At 53.3% G+C, this 23,758-nt stretch carries 18 protein-coding genes; 17 read left to right on the top strand and 1 reads right to left on the bottom strand.

The window, feature by feature from the left end:
- The first annotated feature begins 58 nt into the window (after positions 1-58).
- The 14 genes from lepA (at position 59) to ACFVSO_RS13160 (ending at position 13,848) form a co-directional block, all read left to right on the top strand.
- Entirely contained in the window at positions 59-1,876 is a 1,818-nt protein-coding gene (gene lepA, locus ACFVSO_RS13225; protein WP_387474149.1) for a translation elongation factor 4, read from the top strand.
- Positions 1,877-1,951: 75 nt separating this feature from the next.
- Positions 1,952-3,124, top strand: coding sequence for a radical SAM family heme chaperone HemW (hemW, locus tag ACFVSO_RS13220; RefSeq protein ID WP_387474147.1), 1,173 nt, complete (start codon positions 1,952-1,954; stop codon positions 3,122-3,124).
- Between the two features lie 90 nt (positions 3,125-3,214).
- Positions 3,215-3,685, top strand: a complete 471-nt coding sequence (locus tag ACFVSO_RS13215) for an N-acetyltransferase (RefSeq protein WP_387474145.1) — start codon at positions 3,215-3,217, stop codon at positions 3,683-3,685.
- Between the two features lie 205 nt (positions 3,686-3,890).
- Positions 3,891-4,916, top strand: a complete 1,026-nt coding sequence (gene hrcA / locus ACFVSO_RS13210) for a heat-inducible transcriptional repressor HrcA (protein ID WP_387474143.1) — start codon at positions 3,891-3,893, stop codon at positions 4,914-4,916.
- 67 nt (positions 4,917-4,983) lie between these two features.
- Positions 4,984-5,553, top strand: a complete 570-nt coding sequence (grpE, locus tag ACFVSO_RS13205; protein WP_387474141.1) for a nucleotide exchange factor GrpE — start codon at positions 4,984-4,986, stop codon at positions 5,551-5,553.
- A gap of 182 nt (positions 5,554-5,735) precedes the next feature.
- The gene (gene dnaK / locus ACFVSO_RS13200; protein WP_387474139.1) at positions 5,736-7,580 is read left to right on the top strand and encodes a molecular chaperone DnaK; all 1,845 of its coding nucleotides are present in this window, start codon (positions 5,736-5,738) and stop codon (positions 7,578-7,580) included.
- Positions 7,581-7,672: 92 nt separating this feature from the next.
- Entirely contained in the window at positions 7,673-8,800 is a 1,128-nt protein-coding gene (gene dnaJ, locus ACFVSO_RS13195) for a molecular chaperone DnaJ (protein WP_387474137.1), read from the top strand.
- 97 nt (positions 8,801-8,897) lie between these two features.
- Complete coding sequence (locus tag ACFVSO_RS13190) at positions 8,898-9,056, top strand: YfhD family protein (RefSeq protein ID WP_387474135.1); 159 nt, start codon at positions 8,898-8,900, stop codon at positions 9,054-9,056.
- Positions 9,057-9,058: 2 nt separating this feature from the next.
- A complete protein-coding gene (locus ACFVSO_RS13185) occupies positions 9,059-9,268 on the top strand; it encodes a hypothetical protein (RefSeq protein ID WP_387474133.1) in 210 nt (69 codons plus the stop codon).
- Positions 9,269-9,385: 117 nt separating this feature from the next.
- Complete coding sequence (prmA, locus tag ACFVSO_RS13180) at positions 9,386-10,375, top strand: 50S ribosomal protein L11 methyltransferase (protein WP_387474131.1); 990 nt, start codon at positions 9,386-9,388, stop codon at positions 10,373-10,375.
- Positions 10,376-11,098 (top strand): site-2 protease family protein, encoded by a 723-nt coding sequence (locus tag ACFVSO_RS13175; RefSeq protein ID WP_387474129.1) that lies wholly within the window; start codon positions 10,376-10,378, stop codon positions 11,096-11,098.
- A gap of 17 nt (positions 11,099-11,115) precedes the next feature.
- On the top strand, positions 11,116-11,910 hold the full coding sequence (locus ACFVSO_RS13170) for an RsmE family RNA methyltransferase (RefSeq protein WP_387474127.1): 795 nt from the start codon (positions 11,116-11,118) through the stop codon (positions 11,908-11,910).
- A gap of 5 nt (positions 11,911-11,915) precedes the next feature.
- Positions 11,916-13,307, top strand: a complete 1,392-nt coding sequence (gene mtaB / locus ACFVSO_RS13165; RefSeq protein WP_387474125.1) for a tRNA (N(6)-L-threonylcarbamoyladenosine(37)-C(2))-methylthiotransferase MtaB — start codon at positions 11,916-11,918, stop codon at positions 13,305-13,307.
- A gap of 109 nt (positions 13,308-13,416) precedes the next feature.
- A complete protein-coding gene (locus ACFVSO_RS13160) occupies positions 13,417-13,848 on the top strand; it encodes an NUDIX hydrolase (RefSeq protein ID WP_387474123.1) in 432 nt (143 codons plus the stop codon).
- A 17-nt stretch (positions 13,849-13,865) separates the two neighbouring features.
- Here the strand turns inward: ACFVSO_RS13160 and ACFVSO_RS13155 are convergent, their stop codons facing one another.
- Positions 13,866-14,846: a Na/Pi cotransporter family protein gene (locus tag ACFVSO_RS13155; protein WP_387474121.1), complete on the bottom strand. Its 981-nt coding sequence runs from the start codon at positions 14,844-14,846 to the stop codon at positions 13,866-13,868.
- A gap of 102 nt (positions 14,847-14,948) precedes the next feature.
- On the opposite strand from ACFVSO_RS13155, the gene ACFVSO_RS13150 reads away from it, so the two are divergent.
- From ACFVSO_RS13150 to addA, 3 genes are read left to right on the top strand one after another with little or no spacing between them, the layout of a single operon-like run.
- Positions 14,949-16,319, top strand: coding sequence for a class I SAM-dependent rRNA methyltransferase (locus ACFVSO_RS13150; protein ID WP_387474119.1), 1,371 nt, complete (start codon positions 14,949-14,951; stop codon positions 16,317-16,319).
- Between the two features lie 39 nt (positions 16,320-16,358).
- Positions 16,359-19,868: a helicase-exonuclease AddAB subunit AddB gene (addB, locus tag ACFVSO_RS13145; RefSeq protein WP_387474117.1), complete on the top strand. Its 3,510-nt coding sequence runs from the start codon at positions 16,359-16,361 to the stop codon at positions 19,866-19,868.
- A gap of 4 nt (positions 19,869-19,872) precedes the next feature.
- Complete coding sequence (gene addA, locus ACFVSO_RS13140; protein ID WP_387474115.1) at positions 19,873-23,745, top strand: helicase-exonuclease AddAB subunit AddA; 3,873 nt, start codon at positions 19,873-19,875, stop codon at positions 23,743-23,745.
- Positions 23,746-23,758: the final 13 nt, after the last annotated feature.

The following is a 23,758-nucleotide window of genomic DNA, read 5'->3' as shown; positions in this document are numbered from 1 at the left end:
TCGAACTGGTATAATAGGAGGAATGATTGGAATTATTGGAATGTGTGGGGGCTCAAGCATGACTGACGTTCGTGACCGGCAGAAGAAAATAAGAAATTTTTCCATTATCGCTCATATTGACCATGGCAAGTCAACGCTTGCGGACCGGATATTGGAATTTACCGGAGCATTAAGCTCCAGAGAAATGCAGGCGCAGGTTCTGGACAAGATGGATCTGGAGCGTGAACGTGGCATTACGATTAAGCTTCAGGCGGTTCGTCTCAGCTACCGTGCTGACGATGGCGAGGAATATTTGCTCAATCTGATTGACACGCCTGGGCATGTCGACTTTACATACGAAGTGTCACGAAGCATGGCTGCATGCGAAGGTGCGCTTCTCGTAGTTGACGCAGCGCAAGGGATTGAAGCCCAGACGCTGGCCAACGTATATCTGGCGCTCGACAATAATCTCGAAGTGCTGCCCGTCATTAACAAGATCGACCTTCCGAGCGCCGAGCCGGATCGGGTGAAGCAAGAAATCGAAGATGTGATTGGACTGGACGCAAGCGATGCGGTACACGCTTCGGCCAAAGCCGGTATCGGCATTAAAGAAATATTGGAGCAAGTCGTAACAAAGGTGCCCGCACCTAACGGCGATCCGGATCAGCCTTTGAAGGCACTTATATTCGATTCTCACTATGATGCATACAAAGGCGTAATTGTCTATGTCCGCGTCGTTGACGGGCACATCCGCGCAGGTAAGAAGATCAGATTTATGGCGACGGGGGCAGAGTTCGATGTCATCGAGGTAGGCGTGTTCAAGCCGAGCATGACAATTGTAGACGAACTGTCCGTTGGGGACGTTGGTTTTGTCGTCGCAGGCATCAAGAACGTGAAGGATACACGCGTAGGCGATACGGTGACCGATGCCAAGCGTCCGGCGCCTGAACCGCTTCCAGGCTATCGCCGGATCAATCCGATGGTTTACTGCGGTCTCTATCCGATTGAGACGCAGGACTACAATGACCTTAGGGATGCGCTTGAGAAGCTGGAGCTGAATGACGCATCACTCCGTTACGAGCCGGAGTCGTCCACGGCACTCGGCTTCGGATTCCGCTGCGGATTCCTCGGACTGCTGCATATGGAGATTATTCAGGAACGCATCGAGCGTGAGTTCAATATCCCGCTCATCACTACCGCGCCAAGCGTTATCTATAAAGTTACGTTGACGAACGGCGATACGATGGATATCGATAACCCGTCCAACTACCCGGAATCGGGCAAGCTGGATTATGTGGAGGAGCCGTACGTAAAGGCTTCCATCATCGTCCCGAACGATTATGTAGGCACAATCATGGAGCTTTGCCAAGGCAAACGCGGCGACTTCATCAATATGGAGTATCTGGATGCGAACCGTGTCACGATTACGTACGATATGCCGCTGTCGGAGATCGTATATGACTTCTTCGACCAATTAAAGTCCAGAACAAAAGGTTATGCTTCATTCGACTATGAGCTGTCGGGTTACCGCAAGTCGAGCCTCGTGAAGATGGACATCATGCTGAACAGCGAGCAAGTCGATGCCTTGTCGGTTATCGTTCACCGGGATAAGGCTTATCATCGCGGACGGCTTATTTGTGAGAAGATGAAGGAGCTTATTCCGCGCCAGATGTTCGAGGTGCCGGTACAGGCATCCATTGGCACCAAGGTTATCGCGCGCGAAACCGTCAAGGCGATGCGCAAAAACGTTCTTGCCAAGTGTTATGGCGGCGATATCAGCCGGAAGCGCAAGCTGCTTGAGAAGCAGAAGGAAGGCAAGAAGCGGATGAAGCAGGTAGGCAGCGTCGAGGTTCCGCAAGAAGCATTTATGGCGGTTCTGAAAATCGACGAAGATTAAACGATACGTTAAATACGTTCACGGGGGAGAGCGAACGCTCTCCTTCGTTTTTTGTAGAAGGAAGGAGAGAGCAGGATGAACAGATTGCAAGCGGCTCCGAAGGCGCTTTATATACACATTCCTTTCTGTACGAACAAATGTCATTATTGCGATTTTACCTCTTATATTCTGAAGGGACAGCCTGTCGATCAATACCTGGATGCGCTGGAGGAGGAGATGAAGCGAACGGTAGCTTCGCTTCCGCCGGAGCGCATTGAGACGGTGTTCGTAGGCGGAGGCACGCCGACCGTATTGACTCCTCCGCAGATGGAGCGGTTTTTGCAAGCGGTGTTCAAGCATTTCCCTATAGCGGATGATGCAGAAGTGACGATGGAGGCCAATCCGGGTACAACGGATCTCGAAAAGCTTCAGGCGATGCGCAGCGGCGGTGTGAACAGGATCAGCTTTGGGGTCCAATCCTTTGACAATGGGTTGCTGGAGCGGATCGGCAGAATCCATAATGTGGACGATGTTTATCTTAGCTTGGACAATGCGCGCAAAGCCGGGTTCGATAATTTGTCGATCGACCTCATGTTCGGCTTGCCGGGACAGACGCTGGAGCATCTGTCCGACAGTGTAGACCGTGCGATGGCGCTTGGTTTGCCACACTATTCGCTGTACAGCCTGAAGGTGGAAGAGAACACGCTGTTCCATAAGCTGTATGAGCGTAACGAGCTCCCGCTGCCTCCTGAGGAAGAGGAGTTCAACATGTTTCTTCTATTAATGAAGAAGCTGAAGGAAAACGGCTACCGCCATTACGAGATCAGCAACTTTGCCAAGCCGGGTTACGAGAGCCGGCATAATTCCACGTACTGGCGCAATGAGCCTTATTACGGGCTTGGCGCTGGAGCCCATGGCTACGCCCGGGGAACACGACATGTCAATTTGAAGGGCGTACAGCCTTATATTGAGGCTAACCGCGAACGATTGCCGCGGCTTGAGGTGTATGATATTCCGGAAGCTGAAGCGATGGAAGACTTTATGATGGTTGGCTTAAGGCTGCTTGAAGGGGTTAAGACGTCCAAGTTTGCAGAGCAATTCCCGGGACACAAGCTAGAGGAACGCTTTGGTTCAATCATCCATAAACTGCTTGGCAGCAAGCTGCTGGAACGACTGGAGACGGATGGCGATACCGTGTATCGACTGACTGATCAGGGTGTTCTACTGGGCAATGAAGTGTTCGGCGCCTTTATTACCGTAGAGGGATAAATTCCGCTTGTGTATTAATACGTTTTGATGTATATTTATTCATATTCAAAACGAACATGGAATCGGGAACATGCGGGGGTGGAGGCAGTTATGCAAGCAGTGGAAGTGTTATGCAGGACAGCAACGACGGATGATGTGGAGACGTTATATCAATTAATTCAGGGTTATGCCGACAAGGGTGTTATGCTGCCTCGATCACGCGAAGTTCTGGCCCATTTAGTAGATACATTCGTCGTAGCTGAAATAGGCAAAGAGGTTGTCGGATGCGGGGCGCTTACCAAGCTTGGCGACAACTTGGTGGAGATTCGGTCGCTAGGCATTACGGATGGATACAAGAGCCTTGGTATCGGCAGCAAGCTGGTCGATAAGCTGCTGGAGCAAGCCAAAGAACAAGGCATTACGAAAGTAATGGCGCTGACGTATGCCGTGCCTTTCTTCGAGCGGAACGGATTTCAGATTGTGGAGAAAGAAATTTTTCCGGAGAAGGTTTGGAGAGATTGCGTGAACTGCCCGAAACAGCATGCATGCGACGAGATTGCTGTACTCAGGGAATTGGCGTAAACGTACTGAAATCATGGAATGATTGAATAATCGATTCTATAAAAAATAAAGTTCAAATGAAAATGTTAGCTGAAAAATACCGAACCGACTTGACAATGACAAAGCTGGTTTGGTATTTTTGTATTAGTGATTAGCACTCATTGGAGTTGAGTGCTAACGATGGGTCAACAGAGGGATAGTGGATTACAAACGGGGAGGAATTGGAATGCTTACGGATCGACAACGTATGATATTGCATGCCATCGTAGATGATTATATTCGTTCGGCTGAACCTGTTGGTTCGCGAAGCATATCCAAGCGTGGCGACGTCGCGTTCAGTCCGGCTACAATCCGGAATGAAATGGCGGACCTGGAGGAGCTGGGTTTCCTGGAGCAGCCCCATACGTCCGCAGGTCGAGTGCCTTCCACCAAAGGCTATCGCTATTATGTTGATCATTTGATTCAGCTTAAGGAAATGAAGGAAGATGATCTTGGCTTTGTGCGGTCATTCGTCACAGAGAAAATGAGCCAGATGGAGCAGGTCATTCAGCAAGCAGCGACTGTCCTGTCGAGCTTGACCAACTATACGTCGATCCTGCTCGGACCGGAGCTGTTCCATACGTCTTTGAAGCATTTTGGGCTAGTTCCGCTTAATGCGTCGTCTGCAGTTGCAATTATCGTAACCAATACAGGCCATGTGGAGAATCGTACCATAACGGTTCCGCCGGAGCTGAATATGGACGATATGCAGAAGGTCGTCAACATTCTGAATACAAAGCTGGTCGGCGTACCGCTTGTTCGTCTCAAGGCGAAGCTGTATAGCGAGGTCGGTCAGGAGCTGGAGCGTCATGTCGATCATTATGAAAGCTTGATTAGCGTGCTGGACAGCGCGCTTCAGAACGATGACGAGCAGCGCGTATTCATGAGCGGCGCGACGAATATGCTGACTCAGCCCGAATTCAAGGATGTCGACAAGGTGAAGACGATCCTGGATTTGCTGGATGAGACGCCCACCATTATGAAAATGTTCTCTTCTCTCCCTTCCGGAATACAAGTGAGGATCGGAACAGAAAATGACCATAAGGCAATCAGCGATTGCAGCTTGATTACGGCAACGTATTCCATTGATGGGGAATCGCTTGGTACAATCGGCATCTTGGGCCCCACACGAATGGAGTATGGCAAAGTGATAAGCATGCTTGACTTAATATCCAAAGATATGAGCGTCTTGCTTAGCCGGTGGTATAGATAAGATCCATGGAATTGCTTAGTGGATTTTCTTTGCTGCAAGAAGGCAATTTTATGAGGAGGTGAAACAAATGAGTGCAAAAGAAACACATAACGAAACAACGGATACCGTATTAGACGAGGCTGTTGAAGCTCAGAATGGGGCCGAGGAAAGCGCTCAGACGGAAGAAGCGAACACAGAGGGGACAGAGGACCCGCGTTACGCTGAACTGGAGAAGCAAGCCGAGGAATCGCAACAGCGTTACTTACGCGTACAAGCGGACTTTGACAACTTCCGCCGCCGCACAATGAAAGAAAAAGAAGAACTGGCACAATACGCATCTATGAAGCTGATCGAGCAACTGCTTCCGGTTGTAGATAACTTCGAACGCGCGATTGCCGCATCCAGCGCCAATAGTGATTATGAATCGTTAGCTAAAGGCGTGGATATGATATTCCGCCAGCTTAGCCAAACGCTGGATTCGGAAGGTTTGAAGCCGATTAATGCGGTAGGCGAACCGTTCAATCCGGAATTCCACCAAGCGATTATGCAGGTGGAAAGCGATGAGTATGGAGAAGGCATCGTCGTAGAAGAAGTACAGAAGGGCTATATGCTCAAGGAGAAAGTGCTTCGTCCTGCGATGGTTAAAGTTAGCGGCTAACGAGCTGCGACGCTATAGATGAAGAATCAAAACTTTAAGTTAATGCTTACGAAGCAAGTTTTGCTTTAACCCGCTAATCGCGGCTCCAATCACAAAACTTTAGATGATGCTTACGAAGCAAGTTTGCTTCAATAAACGAAATATTCGTTTATAAAATCACAAACTTTTTAGGAGGATAAACCATGAGCAAAGTTATCGGTATTGACCTGGGTACTACGAACTCTTGCGTAGCCGTTATGGAAGGCGGCGAAGCAGTTGTTATTCCAAATCCGGAAGGCAACCGTACGACGCCGTCCGTTGTCGGCTTCAAGAAAGACGGAGAGCGTGTTGTCGGCGAGACGGCAAAACGCCAAGCGATCACGAATCCAGATCGCACAATCATCTCGATCAAACGCCATATGGGTACCAACCATAAGGAGAAAATCGACGATAAAGAATTTACGCCGCAAGAAATTTCGGCAATTGTACTGCAAAAGCTGAAAGCTGACGCTGAAGCCTATTTGGGTCAGACGGTTACACAAGCCGTTATTACGGTTCCGGCTTACTTCAACGACAGCCAACGCCAAGCGACAAAAGATGCGGGCAAAATCGCTGGTCTTGAAGTTCTGCGTATCGTCAACGAACCAACTGCTGCAGCGCTTGCATATGGTATGGAGAAATCCGAAGACCAAACGATTCTTGTCTATGACCTTGGCGGCGGCACATTCGACGTGTCCATTCTGGAACTGGGCGACGGCTTCTTCGAAGTAAAAGCGACTAGCGGCGACAACAAGCTGGGTGGCGACGACTTCGACCAAGTCATCATTGATTACCTGGCAGCTGAATTCAAGAAAGATCAAGGCATCGACCTTTCCAAAGACAAAGCAGCTGTACAGCGTCTAAAAGATGCGGCTGAGAAAGCGAAAAAAGAGCTTTCCGGCGTTATGACTTCTACTATTTCTTTGCCGTTCATCACGATGGTTGACGGGGTGCCTCAGCACTTGGAGATGAACCTGACTCGTGCAAAATTCGAAGAATTGTCCGCGGCTCTCGTAGAGCGCACGCTGGGCCCGACTCGTCAGGCTTTGAGCGATGCCGGCATGACTGCAAATGACATCGATAGAATCGTACTTGTAGGCGGTTCGACTCGTATTCCAGCTGTACAAGAAGCCGTGAAGAAACTTACAGGCAAAGATCCGCATAAAGGCGTTAACCCTGATGAAGTGGTTGCCCTTGGCGCAGCTGTTCAAGCTGGCGTATTGACTGGTGATGTGAAGGATGTCGTTCTCCTTGATGTAACGCCTCTATCGCTCGGAATCGAGACAGCAGGCGGTGTGTTCACGAAGATGATCGACCGCAATACGACCATTCCGACAAGCAAATCGCAAGTGTTCTCCACTTATGCTGACAATCAGCCAGGTGTTGAGATTCACGTCTTGCAAGGCGAGCGCTCCATGGCGGCAGGCAACAAAACGCTTGGTCGCTTCACACTCAGCGATATTCCGCCAGCACCGCGCGGCGTGCCTCAAATCGAAGTCACATTCGATATTGATGCGAACGGTATCGTTAACGTATCTGCGTTGGATAAGGGCACTGGCAAGAGCCAAAAAATCACAATCACATCTTCAGGCGGCTTGAGCGAAGCTGATATCGAACAAATGATGAAGGACGCCGAGCTGAATGCGGAAGATGACCGCAAGCGCAAAGAGCTGGTTGAAGCGAAAAACGCGGCGGATCAACTCGTGTACTCCACGGATAAAACGTTGAAGGACCTTGGCGACAAAGTGGATGCTTCCGAGATCGAAAAAGCGAACGCGGCGAAAGAAAAAGTAACAGCAGCGCTTGCCACGGAAGATCTGGAGCAAATCAATGCGGCTACTGCCGAGCTGACGGAAATCGTACAACAGCTGTCTGTTAAGCTGTATGAGCAAGCTTCTCAAGAAGCAGGCGCAGATCAAGGCGCGCCTGAAGGCGATGCAGCGGGTACAAGAGGCAAGGACAATGTAGTTGACGCAGACTACGAAGTTGTCGACGATAACAAGAAGTAAGAACAACTGGCGAGGGGTCAAAGAGGGGCTTGCCCTGTCTTTGACCTCCTTTCGTGCGTCAATACAACAAATGGTAGCGGGGGTGAGATCGGATGGCTAACAAACGCGATTATTATGAAGTGCTGGGTGTCGGCAAGGATGCCTCCGCGGAAGATATTAAGAAATCATACCGCAAGCTTGCCAGGCAATATCATCCCGATGTGAACAAGGCGGATGATGCAGAAACGAAGTTCAAGGAAGTGAAGGAAGCGTACGACGTGCTGAGCGACGACGGCAAACGGTCGACCTATGACCAGTATGGACATGTCGATCCGAACCAAGGTATGGGTGGAGCAGGCGGCGCGGATTTTGGCGGCTTCGGCGATATCTTCGATATGTTCTTTGGCGGAGGCGGCGGGCGCCGCGATCCGAATGCGCCGCAGCGCGGCAACGATCTTCAATATACGATGACGGTGGAATTCAAGGAAGCCGTCTTCGGCAAGGAAACAGAGATTACGATTCCGAGAACGGAATCTTGCGATACTTGTCACGGCTCCGGCGCCAAACCAGGCACGAAACCTGAGACATGCTCGACTTGTCGGGGAAGCGGACAACAAGAGGTTGTGCAAAATACGCCATTCGGCAGGATGGTCAACCGCCGGGCGTGTACGAATTGTTCCGGTACGGGACGCATTATCCGCGACAAATGCGGAACTTGTCATGGCGCAGGGAAAGTCAAAAAGCAACGGCGTATTAAAGTCAACATTCCTGCTGGTGTGGATGACGGTGCGCAAATCCGCATGTCCGGCGAAGGTGAAGGCGGCCTCAGAGGCGGACCAGCGGGCGATCTGTACATTGTGCTTCGTGTGAAGTCCCATGAGTTCTTCGAGCGCGAGGGCGATGATATTTATTGCGAAGTGCCGCTGACGTTCGTTCAAGCTGCGTTGGGTGATGAGATCGAGATTCCTACGCTGACAGAGAAGGTGAAGCTGAAGATTCCTGCCGGCACTCAGACGGGTACGTACTTCAGGCTTAAGGGCAAAGGCGTGCCGAAGCTTAGGGGTTATGGGACGGGCGATCAGCACGTCAAGGTAACGATTGTAACGCCTACTAGTCTGACCGATGATCAGAAGGAGTTGCTTCGTCAGTTTGCCGGATTGTCCGGTGAATCGACTAGCGAGCAAGGCGAACATCATGAGTCGATTTTTGATAAAATGAAAAAGGCGTTCCGCGGCGAATAGCGCGGAACGTTTTTTTGTGCATAGATTCACTTCCGGCCACGCATGCTAAAGCGGTGAAAAACGAAATCGCATAATGGATGAGAAGGAGTGATTCAGCATGACAAATGAACATAATGAGCTGGAAAATGTGAATTTCGGCCAGCTGCCTACCGGTAAAAACGAAGATGTGGAATTCTCGGAGGAGCTTGCCGACGAAGCGGACCGTAAGGCCCAGCAGCGTGCGAAGGAAGCGGACGAGCGGGCGCAGGAGCTATAAACATGTCAACTGTAGAAATTCATGCATCGTTCCAAGACGAGCAGTCTGCCATGGAGGCGTTACATAAGCTGCAGGCGCTTCGTGTTGTCGACGTAGACGGCCTGTATGCGCAAAGGCGCCTTACCGCAACGATCGAGGATACGTTGGCGGACCGTGCAATAAGGTTGATCGAACAAGTTGGCGGGAGCATAACGTCAGGGCAGCAAGATTGACTAAATGGAGAAATGACGCAAGAAGCAGACCGCTTTTTGCGTCATTTTTTTGTGCATCGCCCTGAGATTGGTGTACAATAGAGGATAGGCATTTTTGATATTTGGGAGGCATTACATATGAAATGGCATGAAATCACAATAGGTACAACTGAAGAAGCGACGGAGATGATCTCTAACTTCTTGCATGAAATGGGAGCGGGAGGCGTATCGATCGAGGAGTCCGGCACTTTGAACAAGCCGCGCGACACGTCCCTCGGACAATGGTACGAGCTGCCGCTTAACGATATTCCGGAAGGCCAGGCCGTAATTAAAGGATATTTTCCTGAAGGAACAGATACAGTTGAACTGATTGATGCTCTTAAGCCAAGGGTTGAGGAACTGAAAGAATTCGATATTGATACAGGCGTTGTGACATATGAAGCCATTGAAGTGGACGATGAGGACTGGGCTACGGCTTGGAAGCAATACTTCAAGCCGCTTCGGGTATCGGATACGTTGACAATCAAGCCTACTTGGGAAGAGTACGAGGCCGGAGAAGGAGAACGGATTATCGAGCTTGATCCCGGCATGGCTTTCGGTACGGGCACGCATCCGACGACCGCGCTATGCTTGCAGACGCTGGAATCCGTCGTCAAGGGCGGCGAAGAAATGATCGATGTCGGAACTGGCTCCGGCATTCTCGCAATTGGAGCATGCCGTTTAGGTGTGAAGGGTGTGCTTGCACTTGATCTGGACCCGGTTGCGGTATCCAGTGCGACAGAAAACGTACGTCTGAACAGCTTGTCCGATCAAGTGGAAGTCAAGCTTAGCGATTTGCTTGGCGTACTGAAAGCCGGCGAAGCTGCTTCCGATGGAGCCAGCGGGTTGCGCGTGACTGTACCGGTCGATCTGGTCGTAGCCAACATACTGGCCGAGATTATCCTGCTCTTCATCGACGATGTCTATCAATCGCTGAAGCCGGGCGGAATCTATATTGCTTCTGGAGTGTACAAAAATAAAGAGACGGATGTGGAGGAAGGCTTGATCGCTTCCGGCTTCCGCATCGTCGAAAAACGCCGCGACGAGGACTGGATTGCCTTTGTTGCGGAAAAACCGCAGGAGGGATAAATGGAGCGATTTTTATGGTTTCCCCTTGAAGACCTACCGTTTATAGTGATCGTGCTTATGCTCGTATTTACAGTTCATGAGTTCGCACATGCTTACAGTGCATACAAATTCGGGGACGATACGGCCTACAAGGAAGGCAGAGTAACGCTTAACCCCATGGTGCATCTGGATTTGTTTGGCTCTATCCTGCTTCTGGTGGCCGGTTTCGGCTGGGCCAAGCCGGTGCCCGTCAACACAAGCAAGTTCAAGAATCGCCGCTTAATGAGCATCATCGTCTCGGCCGTTGGTCCGCTCAGCAATTTGCTGATGGCCTTTGTCGGGATGTTGATTTTCTACATTTTGCATGAAACAGGTCTGCTGTATTCCGCTTCGCATGGCGTATATATGGCGCTTGTCCATTTCTTTTGGTATTTAATTATTATTAACTTGCTTTTGTTCGTCTTTAACTTTATCCCGCTGCCTCCGCTAGACGGCTACCGCATTGTAGCCGAATTGCTGCCGCTGCGCATTCGTTACAAGATCGAACAAAATATTCATTGGGCGATGATTATCTTTTTGCTGTTTGTTTTCATTCCGCCGCTGCGCGCGGTGACGCTCGATCCGATTTTGAGCCTGCAAGGGCCGATTTTCTTAGGACTCATTAATTTCTTTGACGGCATCTTCTCGCCGCTTAATTGGTATGACATTGCAATGGATTTCAGTGGTCAAAACATGCTAAGATGAAGGATGGATTTACGTCTATGCAACGATATTTTGTAGCGCCGGAGCAGTTCAGGGACGGCGTCATTACGATAACGGGCGAGGACGCCCATCATGCAGCGCGCGTTATGCGCATGAAGGCGGATGACCAATTGATCGCATGCGACGGCTCCGGCCGTTCGGCTCTTGCGGTTGTGCGCGAGGCAACTCCCCAGGAAGTGAAAGCGGAAGTGCTGGAGCTGCTTGCTCCGGACAGCGAGCCGGCATGGGCAGTCACGATCGCCCAGAGCTTGCCTAAGGGCGACAAGATGGAGCTGGTGATTCAGAAAGGGACGGAGATTGGAGCGGTTGCGTTCCTTCCGTTCGAATCGGAGCGGATGATCGTCCAGTACGATGCCAAGAAGGAAGCGAAGCGGCTGGAGCGCTGGAGCAAGATCGCGAAGGAAGCTGCGGAGCAGTCGCATCGTCACCGCATTCCGTCTATCCTGCCGCTTGCAAGCTGGAAGAAGCTGCTTGCTGGCATCCCGGAATACGATCTGGCTCTGTTTTGCTATGAGCGGGAAGGTGATCGCGCGCATGGGCAGGGCATTGGAGACGTTGTCCGGGCATGGAAGCGGGAGTGTGAAGAGGAAACGGAATCCGCAAGCGGAAAGGAGCCTTCGATCCTGCTGATCGTCGGTTCCGAAGGCGGCTTCACAGAGCGCGAAGCGGAGGAGGCGCAGGCGGCTGGGGCAAGATTGGCCGGACTGGGCAAGCGAATATTAAGGACGGAGACAGCGGGGCTGGTTGGCTTGACCTGCCTGCTATATGAATCTGGAGAAATGGGAGGAGCGTGACCACTATGCCAACAGTCGCGTTTTATACACTGGGCTGCAAAGTAAACTTCTACGATACGGAAGCGATTTGGCAGTTATTCAAAAATGAGGGATACGAGCAGGTTGATTTTGAGACGACCACGGCGGACGTCTATTTGATCAATACATGCACCGTTACGAATACAGGAGACAAAAAGAGCCGTCAAATTATCCGAAGAGCGATCAGACGCAATCCAGACGCAATTATTGCGGTAACAGGCTGCTACGCGCAGACATCTCCTGCAGAAATTATGGCTATTGAGGGTGTCGATCTTGTCATTGGCACGCAAGACCGGGACAAGATTATGACGTTCGTGAAGCAAATTCAGGATGACCGCAAGCCGGTCAATGCCGTGCGCAATATTATGAAGACACGCAGCTTCGAGGAGCTGGATGTGCCGGATTTTGCGGAACGCACGCGTGCCTTCCTGAAAATTCAAGAAGGCTGCAACAACTTCTGTACGTTCTGCATCATTCCGTGGTCGCGCGGCCTGTCGCGCAGCCGTGAGCCGCAGAGCGTGCTTGAGCAAGCGAAGGCGCTTGTGGCTGCGGGCTATAAGGAGATCGTTCTGACGGGCATTCATACCGGCGGATACGGCGACGATATGGAAAATTACAATTTGACGAGCTTGCTATGGGATCTGGACAAAATCGAGGGTTTGGAGCGTATTCGAATCAGCTCGATCGAAGCGAGCCAGATTGACGACGCCATGATTGAAGTGCTGAACCGTTCCAGCAAAATGTGCCGTCATCTGCATATTCCGCTTCAAGCAGGAGAGAATTCCGTGCTTAAGCGGATGCGCCGGAAATATACAACGGAGCAATTCGCCGAGAAGATTAAGCGCCTGCATGAGGCGATGCCGGGCGTTGCCATTACGACGGACGTCATTGTCGGATTCCCGGGCGAGACGGATGAGATGTTCGAAGAGGGCTTCCGTTTCATGGAGGAGCTGAAATTCGCAGAGATGCATGTCTTCCCTTACTCCAAGAGAACAGGTACGCCAGCAGCACGCATGGACGACCAGGTGGATGAAGAAGTTAAAAACGAGCGCGTCCACAAACTGATCGATCTGTCCGAGAAGATGCAGCTGGAGTATGCGCAGCAATATGTCGGCACTGTCCTGGACGTGATTCCGGAGCGCGAATACAAAGGCGCGCCTGGCGAAGGTCTTGTCATGGGCTATACAGACAATTACCTGCAAGTCATCTTCGACGGTACGGAGGAGATGATCGGACAGCTATGCCGCGTGAAAATAACGGAAGCGGGAGTGAATGAGTGCCGCGGCCAGTTCTTGCGCGTATTGGATTCCAGACTGACTTCTCAGGAGCAGGAGACGGAATCCTTTGTCTATGAGCGTCCAGAGGCGCTGCGAGCTTAACGATGAGATTATAGCGGGATTCCCTATTCTTTTTACGTTAGAGGGTGAAAAGATGAAGGAATCCTTTGCTGCATATACTAATGCGTAAATGTTGCTAGGGGGAATAGACATGTTGGAAATTTCAGCGGGTGGAGTCGTGTTCCGCCACAATGAGCAAGGACTGCTCCAAATACAGCTCATTCAGGACCGTTACGGCAAAGTGTCGCTTCCGAAGGGCAAGATGGAAGCAGGCGAGACGGTAGAGCAGACCGCTCTCCGGGAGATTGCCGAAGAAACCGGGCTGGAAGGCAAAATCGTCGCCCCGATCGACCAAATCAAATACCAGTACGAGCATGCCGAATACGGTACGGTGAACAAAGAAGTTCATTATTATCTTGTCGAAGCAGTTGGCGGCAAGCATCAGGCGCAGGTGGAGGAAATTCGCGGCGTCGATTGGTTCGAGCCGATGGAAGCATGGCGCCGCCAAAAGCAATCCGGCTATGACAACAATCACCGGATTGTGGCAGGCGCACTGCAGCTTCTTGGATTGTCCGTCCATTGATCCGCTGAGCTACCCGGTTAATGAAGCTCAATCGTATCGAGACGACGCCATGCCCTCATATAGCACAGCGGAAGTGCCAGCACGGAGCAAGCGATGTTGAAGATCGTTTGGGCATGGGCAATTTGCGAGGCTGGAGAATGAGACAGCCAGTCGGATACAGCGGTCAGCTCGCTGATAAGCGGCAGGAACAGAAGCGCTCCGCCAATGTTCAGAATCGTATGGGCATAAGCAACGTATTGTCCGGATCTGGAGCCGCCGATGGAGGCGAGCAGTGCGGTTACGCATGTACCGATATTGGCTCCAAGTACAAGGGCAACGCCCAGCTCCGGCGGCATGGCGCCGATGGTGACGAAACCCATCACGAGCCCGATGACGGCGGCGCTGCTATGAATAGCGGCGGTCAATATGGCTCCGGCTGCCAGTCCCCACCATACGCCGGTGGCGGCTTTATCGATGAACCAGTCGAACATGGCGCTTTCTTGAACAGCCGGTCCGATCGTCTGCATAAGCGTTAAGCCGGCCAGCAGCAGCCCGAATCCGCATACTGCGACAGCGGCAGAACGAACCGGCTCCAGCCAGCGCGGATTGCCAAGCCGCGGCCAAATTCTCACTTCGCCTAATAGCGCAGTGAGGAGCCATACAGCAATGGAAGCCGTCAGCAGCGGGGTAGACAACGACTGAATATTGAGACCGATCAGCTCCGTTGTTAGACAAGTGCCGATGTTGGTTCCCAGAATTATGCCTAGCGTACGCGGGAATGAGAGAAGTCCGGCGTTTACGAGGCCAATAGAGATGACAGTGACGGCGGTGCTGCTCTGTAAAAACGCGGTCGATACGGTACCAACTGCAAGACCGTGCAGCGGTGTTTTGGTCGTACGCTGCAGCGCTTGAGAGAGATAGGGGCCTGCAAGCCGGTGCAGGGCAAGCTCCATCAGCTTCATGCCGCACATAAAGACGGCAAAACCGAGCAGCACAGGTACGACAATGGATTGAATCATGTCCAGGCTCTCCTTCTGCATGCTGAGAATTGATATAGTTATGGTTATGCCGCAAGCGAGACAGGCATGACAAGCCTTATACATAGAGAGGACGACTGAACGGTGAAAGAGCAAGCTAGAATCGTGCTGAACAAGGCGCGTAAAAAAAGAATCGAGCAAGGCCATCCTTGGGTGTTCGCAAGCGAGATTGACAAGCTGGAAGGGGAGGCCCAAGCTGGCGGCCTGGTTCATGTTGTGAACCATCAGGGTCGGTACTTGGCTACGGGCTATTGGAATCCCCGTTCCCAGATTACGGTGCGAATCGTCTCTTATGATCCGCTTGAAGTGATGGATCAAGCTTTTTTCGTCGAGAAGCTGCAACGATGCAAGGAGCATCGTGAGCGGTTCGTGGCGGATCGCGATTGCCGGCTTGTATACGGAGAAGCGGATCAGCTGCCTGGCCTCATCGTTGATCGCTTCGGCGAAGTGCTTGTGGTCCAGTTGTTGACGCTGGGGATGGATGCCGTTCGAGAGGCGCTCATTACTGCGCTTGTTGAGGTGTTTGATCCCAAGGGGATCTATGAACGAAGCGATGTTAGCGTTCGCGGCCTGGAAGGTCTGGAAGAGCGGAAGGGTGTCTTGTACGGAGAATGCCCGCCTATTATCGAGATCCAAGAGAACGGCTTGAAGCTTGAGGTCGATATCGTGGAAGGACAGAAAACCGGTTATTTCTTCGATCAGAGAGAGAACCGGGCTTCCATTGCGCCGCTTATGAAGGGCTGGGGCGCCAGAAGCGGCATCAAGCTTGCGGAAGATCCGAGCGGCGGAGATGCTCTTGTGCCTGTGAATGCGAATGGCAAGACCGTATCATTCCCTTATTGGGATGGCGCGACGGTTCTGGAGTGTTTTGCCCATACAGGCAGCTTCACGCTTCATGCCTGCCAATACGGAGCCAAAAAGGTAACTTGTCTGGATGTATCGCAGCATGCGATTGATACTGCGAAGCGCAATGTGGAGAGAAACGGATTCACTGATCGCGTAGAGTTCGTCGTAGCGGATGCATTTCAATATTTGAGAGAGCAGGCGAAAGGACTGGAGGAGCGGAAGCTGCGTGCGTCAGGCGGCGTCGACACATCGAAGAAGCTGGAGCAGACCGCCCGCACATGGGATGTCGTTATTCTGGACCCGCCTGCCTTCGCCAAGACAAGAAATGCGGTAGCCGGTGCTTGCAGAGGATATAAGGATATTAATCTGCAAGGATTGAAGCTTGTGAATGAGGGGGGCTATCTGGTGACGGCAAGCTGCTCGTATCACATGCGCCCGGACTTGTTCCTGGAGACGATTCACGAAGCGGCGATTGATGCAGGCAAGATTCTGCGCCTCGTCGAATGGAGAGCTGCGGGGAAAGATCATCCTCAGCTGCTTGGCGTTGATGAAGGTCATTATTTGAAATTTGCGATTTTCGAAGTGAGAAGCAGATCGGCTGCGAAGTAGAACGAGCCGCAGGCTCGGGAAGACAAGGGAGGAGAGCATATGCCGCTAAGACTGATTATTGGACGAGCCGGTACCGGCAAGACAACCTATTGTCAGGATGAGATAAGAGAGCAGCTGCGTGGAGAGCCTGATGGCCCTCCGCTCATTATGCTCGTTCCCGAGCAAGCGACGTTCCAGAGCGAATATACCTTGCTTCGCAGCGGAGAATTGCGGGGTTCGCTCAGAGCCCAAGCGTTAAGCTTCCGAAGGCTTGCTTTCCGGGTCATGCAAGAAACAGGCGGCACGGCTCTCGTGCCGATCGGCGATACGGGGAAATCAATGCTCCTGTATAAAATCGTTCATCGTCTATCCTCCAGGCTGCAGCTCTACCAGAGCGGTGCTGAGCAAGCGGGGTTCATCGAGAGGCTGTCCGAGCTTCTCACAGAGTGGAAGCGCTACGGTGTAGATGCGGAAGGCTTGCGCAAGCTGGATGCCGGCCTGAGCGGCGAAGAGCGTCAAGAGGGTCTTCTGGACCGCAAGCTGCATGATCTGTCGTTGATTTATGAAGAGATGGAAGCCAGTCTTGCCGGCCGCTATGTGGACGCTGAGGACTATTTGGCTTATTTGTCGCACAGCTATTCTGAAGCTCCCTCCATGAAGGATGCTTGCCTGTGGGTGGACGGCTTCCACGGATTTACGCCAACGGAGTACGAAGCGCTTGGTACCTTGATGAAGCATGCCAAGCAAGTGAATGTCACGCTTACGCTGGACCGCCATTACGGCGCCGGCGAGCGGCCGCATGAGCTTGATCTGTTTCATCCTGCAGCGGAGACGTGTATCAGGCTGATGGAGCTGGCGGAAGCCCATGACATCGAGGTCCTTCCGGTATTGGATATGAATGGAGGAGGCAGCATTCCGCATCGCTACAGCGAAAGTCCCTTGCTGGCTCACCTGGAGAAGCATTACGACAAGCGGGTGCCCATGCTAAGCGGCCGCCAGAGCACTCCCGCTGGCGACGGGATCAGGCTCTTGTCTGCTTCGGGCAGAAGAGCGGAGGTCGAGGCGGTAGCCCGCGATATCAGGTCACGCGCGCGAAACCAAGGCTTGCGCTGGAGAGAAATTGCTATTCTTACCCGCAATTCGGACGATTATGCCGATTATTTGTCGCTCATATTGGACGATTACGGCATCCCTCATTTTGTCGATCAGAAGGAACAGGCCCATCACCATCCGCTGGTGGAATTTATTCGTTCCGCGCTGGAAACGGTGTTAAACGGATGGCATTACGATGCTGTATTCCGCTGCGTCAAGACCGAGATGCTGTTCCCGATGGACGGAAGCTTGCCACGAGACTGGTTCGACAGACTGGAAAATTATGTGTTGGCCGCGGGGATTGACGGATGGAAGTGGCTGGACGCAAGGAGCTGGAAGCCAATAGCGTCTCTCTCGCTCGAGGAAGAAGATGAGATGGAGACGAAGGTGTCGGCCAAGGCGCAACAGGAGTTCGATATTGCGACAGCTGCGAGAGACGCTATCATTCCTCTGCTGAAGAGATTCGAGGAGGAGATTCGCAAAGCTTCAAGCATACGGGAGATGTGTGAGGCGTTGTACAAGCTGCTGGAACACTGTGATGCGGCAGACCGCCTGGAGCGCTGGAGCCGTGAGGATATGGAGCGTGGCAATGCCCAGCGCGGACGGGCTCACAGACAGCTGTGGGACAGCGTGATGGTCCTGCTTGATCAGCTTGTTGAACTGGCGGGAGACGAGAAGGTATCTCCGGAGCTGTTCGCCGGCATGGTCGAGGCAGGGCTTGACAGCTTGAAGCTGGCAGCCGTGCCGCCTGCGCTTGACCAGGTGCTGGTCGGCTCCATGGACCGGACCCGGTCAGGGCGGATACGGGCTTGTTACGTGCTGGGAGCCAATGATGGCATTATGCCTATGCGAGTTAATGAGGACGGCATCTTGACCGAGGCTGAGCGCGATACGCTTGTGGCGGAAGGCATGGAGATGGCGCCTAGCGTGCGCAGAAGGCTGCTGGATGAGAGATTTATGATCTATAACGCTCTGACTACGCCTAGCGACTTGCTATGGATTAGCTGGGCCGAGGCTGATGAAGAGGGCAAAAGCCTGCTGCCTTCCGAGATCATCCGGAATATTCGGAGCTTATTCCCCGGCTTGCCGACGCGCGGAATCGGGACAGAGCCGTCTGAGAGCATGCCTGCTGAGGAGCAGAAAGAATATGTGCAGCATCCCGGCCGCACCTTGACCCATCTGATTGCCGCGCTTAGAAGCTGGCAGCAAGGCGGAAGGATCGCGCCGTTCTGGTGGGATATGTACAACTGGTATGTCGCACGGCCGGAGTGGCAGCCGAAGCTGCAGCTCTTATCCGGATCGCTGACCTATCATAACCGGGAGAGCAGCTTGCCGGTAACCTTGGCGAGGGAATTGTATGGCGAGCGGATGACCGTTAGCGTCTCTCGAATGGAGCGATTCGTCTCTTGTCCGTTCCAGCACTTTGCCATCCATGGCCTCAAGCTTCGGGAGCGGAAGCTGTATCGGCTGGAGGCGCCTGATGTTGGTCAGCTGTTCCACGCTGCGCTCAGCAAGCTGGCAAGCTCGCTTGGCGGCAATTGGGGCAGGCTTACCCGGGAAGATGTAAAGCTTGCGGCTGCAAAGACGGTGGATGAGATTGCGCCCAAGCTGCAATCCCAGATTCTGCTGAGCAGCGGCAGATTCCAATTCATCGCCCGCAAGCTGAAGGAAATTGTAGCTCAGGCCGCGGTTATTCTCGGCGAGCATGCGAAGCGGGCTCACTTCCAGCCGGTCGCTACGGAACTGGACTTCGGTCCTGGGGGCACGTTGCCTTCCCTGGTGCTGCCCCTGCCGGATGGAACGGAGATGGAGGTTGTCGGCCGGATTGACCGCGTCGATGCCGCGGAGACGGAAGAGGGGCTGCTTCTGCGCGTGCTGGATTATAAGTCCAGCGCCACGGCGCTTAAGCTGGAGGAAGTCGTGCACGGCCTGTCACTGCAAATGCTTACCTATCTGGATGTATTGATTACGCATGCCGAGGGCTGGTTAGGCCAGCCTGCGTCTCCAGCAGGTGTCTTGTACTTTCATGTGCATAACCCCTTGCTCGCCTTATCGAACAGCTTGTCAGCCGAGGAAGTGCCGAATCAGATCTTGAAGCGCTATAAAACAAAAGGGCTGTTAACGGCTGACGCCGAGGTAGCCAGGCTGATGGACGGAGAACTGGATGCCGGTTATTCGGATTTGCTTCCGGTTGCGCTGAAGCGGGACGGCAGCTTCTATAGCAGCTCATCCGTTGTGACGCCTGATCAATGGACGACGTTGAGGCGGTCTGTCCGTGGCATGATCAGCCGAATTGGCGGAACGATTATGGAGGGTGACGTCTCGATTGAGCCATACCGCCTGGGGGCGAAATCGCCATGCCAGTTTTGCGATTATAAGGCTGTCTGCCAATTCGATCCGCTATTCCAAGGCAATGACTACAAAAAACTGACGAAATCGTCCAGAGAGGACGCTTGGCGCCAGCTTGAGGGGGGGTAAGACGATGACTATGCAGCGCGCGCCGAAGCCGGCGGATAGCACATGGACGGATGACCAGTGGGAAGCCATTGTGACGGGCGGTAGGAATGTGCTGGTCGCAGCTGCGGCGGGCTCCGGCAAAACAGCGGTGCTCGTGGAGCGCATTATTCGCAAAATATCGCTCAGCACGGACGTCGACCGGCTGCTGGTCGCTACCTTTACGAAAGCGGCTGCCGCAGAGATGAAGGACCGTATACGCCAGGCGCTGGAGAAGCGGCTGGCAGCGGACCCTGAGAACGAGCATCTCCGAAGGCAGCTGGCATTAATGGGCCGCGCCTCCATTACAACGCTCCACTCCTTCTGTCTGGATGTCATTCGTCGTTATTATCCGCTTATCGGACTTGATCCCGGCTTTCGGATTGCGAATGAAACCGAAAGTGAGCTGATGCGTCTTGACGTCCTGGACGAGCTGTTCGAGCATCGGTACAGCGGTGAAGCGGAGGGCAGCGGCGACTTTCTGACACTGGCGGACCGTTACGGAGGAGAGCGCGGAGATGAGCCGCTGTATCAGCTTGTACAGGGTCTGTATGACTTCGCCCAAAGCCATCCCTGGCCCGAGCTGTGGCTATCCCAGACTGCTGGCGCCTTCGAGGCTGAATCCCTGGTTGAACTGGAAGCAAGCGATTGGATTGTCAGCTTGAAAGAAGACGCCTTGCTTGGTCTCGATGGCGCGATTGCCCAGCTGCGGCAAGCGCTGGAGCTGGCGAATCGACCTGCCGGTCCTGCTCCATACGCTGGTGCGCTGGAGGAAGATTTGCTCATGGTGCAGGGGCTCCGTGACACGGTGCAGACAACCGGCTGGCGCTACTGGGCGGCTCCGTTCAGGGCGGCGGCGTTCGGGAAGCTGAAAGCGGTGCGTGGCGATGATTACGACAAGTCGCTTCAGGAGCAGACGAAAGAGCTGCGGGAAAATGCAAAGAAGCTGGTGAGCGGACTTGCGAATGAACTATTCGGTCGCGATGCAGAGCAGTTTCTGGAGGAGCTTGTGGCGTTGGCACCACTCATGCGCACGCTCTCCGATCTGGTCATAGATTTCGGCAGAAGGTACGAATCTGCGAAGCGGGCGAAGGGCCTTCTTGATTTCGGCGACCTGGAGCATTATTGCCTGCGCATTCTTCGAGATGCGACTTCCACTCCAGAGCAAATCGTGCCGTCCGTCGCGGCTCTGGACTATCAGCAGATGTTCGACGAAATTCTGCTGGACGAATACCAGGACACCAATATGGTGCAGGAAGCGATCGTTTCCTTAATCGAACGTCCCGGCAGCGGCAACCGCTTCATGGTAGGAGATGTGAAGCAGAGTATTTATCGATTCCGTCTGGCGGAGCCCAATCTATTTCTGGCCAAATACAAAGCCTATCGCACGCAATCCAATTTACAAGAGCAGCATGATTCCGCAAGTTCCTCAGGGCAAAGAATCGATCTCGCACGTAACTTCCGGAGCCGACGTGAAGTGGTCGACGGTGTAAATGGGGTATTTCGCGGCATCATGAGAGAGAACGTCGCCGAGATGGACTACGATGACAGAGCGGAGCTTGTCGCAGGAGCCGCATACCCTGAACCGGAGAAGCCAGGCAGTTGCAATGTTCAATTCGCTGTGCTGGACCGCGGATCGGGCGTAGCCGATGAGGGGATTTTGGGGGAAGACGAATCATTTGGCGAAGAACAAGAGGACGCGTTGCAGCGGGCAGAGGAACTGGCAGAGCTGAATGTCGCCCAGCTAGAAGCAAGATGGATCGCCGGACAGCTCAGTGAGCTGGTGGGCAGCGGGTACCAGGTCTATGACGGGAAAAGCGGCAGCTACCGACCGATGGAGTGGAGAGATGTCGTCATTTTGCTGCGGGCGACGAAGCAGTGGTCTCCGATTCTGATCGAGGAACTGCAGGCTAAAGGAATTCCAGCCTACGCGGAGCTGAGCAGCGGATACTTCGAAGCGACGGAAGTGGAGACGATGCTGTCGATTCTGCGCGTCATTGACAACCCGCATCAGGATATTCCGCTGGCGGCGACGCTTCGTTCTCCGGTGTTCTCCATGACGGCCGAGGAATTGGCACGTATCCGCATCCAATCCGTCAATTCCAGCTACTACGACGCGCTATTGCATGCGGCGGGCAGCGAAAGCATGCCGGAGAGCGCCAGACTGAAGCTTGCGAGATTTCTGGAGCGACTGGAAGGGTGGAGATCGGAGGCGAGGCAAGGATCGCTGGCAGACCTGCTTTGGCGCATTTACCGCGATACCGGCTATTATGATTTTGTCGGCGGGCTGCCGGGCGGTACGCAAAGGCAGGCGAATCTAAGGGCGCTTCACGACCGTGCCAGGCAGTATGAATCGACGTCCTTCCGCGGACTGTTCCGTTTCCTCCGGTTTATCGAGCGGATGCGGGAGAGCGGCGGCGATCTGGGAACCGCTCGCGCAGCAAGCGAAGGCGAGGACGTTGTCCGCATCATGTCGATTCATAAGAGCAAAGGCCTGGAGTTTCCGGTAGTTTTTGTCGCGGGTATGGGTAAGCTCTTCAATCAGCAGGATACGCGAACATCGTTTCTGAAGCACAAGGAGCTGGGCTTTGGTCCCCGCTACGTCGATCCTGAGCTGCGGATCAGCTATCCTACCCTGCCGTTTCTGGCCATCAGAAAGAAGCTGAAGATGGAGCTTCTGGCGGAAGAGATGCGGATTCTTTACGTAGCGCTGACCAGACCGAAGGAGAAAATGTTTCTGGTCGGAACGGTATCCGATTCGGTCAAAGCGATGAATCGCTGGTTATCCGCTTTGGATGAGTCGGGACAAGTTACGGACTATCATGTCGCTTCGGCGCGGTCTTATCTGGATTGGGTAGGTCCGCTTGTGGTGCGGAAGCTGGCGGCTGAGACGGAAGGGAGTCCGGCTGAGCTGGCGGCCCGGACTGTATCGATCGGTATCGATCAATGGGAAAGCGGGATTGTGCCTGCTGTCCTGCTTGGCATCGAAGCTGCGGCTACTCTGGAGGAAGAGCTTGCAGAGGAGCCTGGAATCAATCAGCTGCGCATGGAGGCGATTGAATCGCTTGCGCTCATTGAGGATACGGAAGTTGACACAGAGCTTCGTGCTCGCATGGAATGGACCTATCCGCATCAGGTGTCGCAAGGCATAGCGGCAAAAACCTCCGTTACGGAAATGAAAAGGCTGCATGCAGAGCCTCTGGAGGACGCTGAGACGCTTGAAGCGGCCCAGGAAGTCTCAAGCATGCAAGAGGCTAATCGCATGCCAGGAGACGAGAGAGACGGTGCAGGGGGCTATACGCTGCGTCTGCGCAGGCCTTCCTTTATGGAGGAGAAGTCGTTGACTGCGGCGGAGAAAGGCTCCGTTCATCATTTGCTCATGCAGCATGTCCCGGCGGCAGGCACGGTGGACAAGAGCGTCATCGAGGCGACGCTCGCGGCGATGGTGGCGAAGCGGCTGCTGACCGTGAAGCAGGCGGAAGTGATCGATGCAGATACGATCCTTGGTTTCTATGAGAGCGAGCTTGGCCAGCGTCTCGTTCGGGCGGACTGGGTCAGAAGGGAAGTTCCGTTCAGCTGCATGTTCCCCGCCAGCCGGGTTTATGGCAAGCATGACAGCGAACTGGACGACGAGCCGATTCTGATTCAAGGCGTGATTGACTGCCTGTTCGAAGACGAAGACGGCATTACGCTGCTTGATTACAAGACGGATCGTGTCTATAGGAAGGATTGGGAGCGGGCAGCGGAACGGCATCGCTTCCAGCTGGAATTGTATGCCGAGGCGATCGAGGCGGTGCTGAAGCGAAAGGTTGACGAAAAATATGTTTATTTCTTTGACGGCTCCACGGTAATCAAGCTGTAATACGGACCGAAAG

The organism is Paenibacillus sp. NPDC057967 (assembly GCF_042887015.1).
Taxonomy (GTDB): domain Bacteria; phylum Bacillota; class Bacilli; order Paenibacillales; family Paenibacillaceae; genus Pristimantibacillus.
The sequence above is the reverse complement of the archived record's forward strand: the minus strand, read 5'-3'. Positions and strand labels throughout refer to the sequence as shown.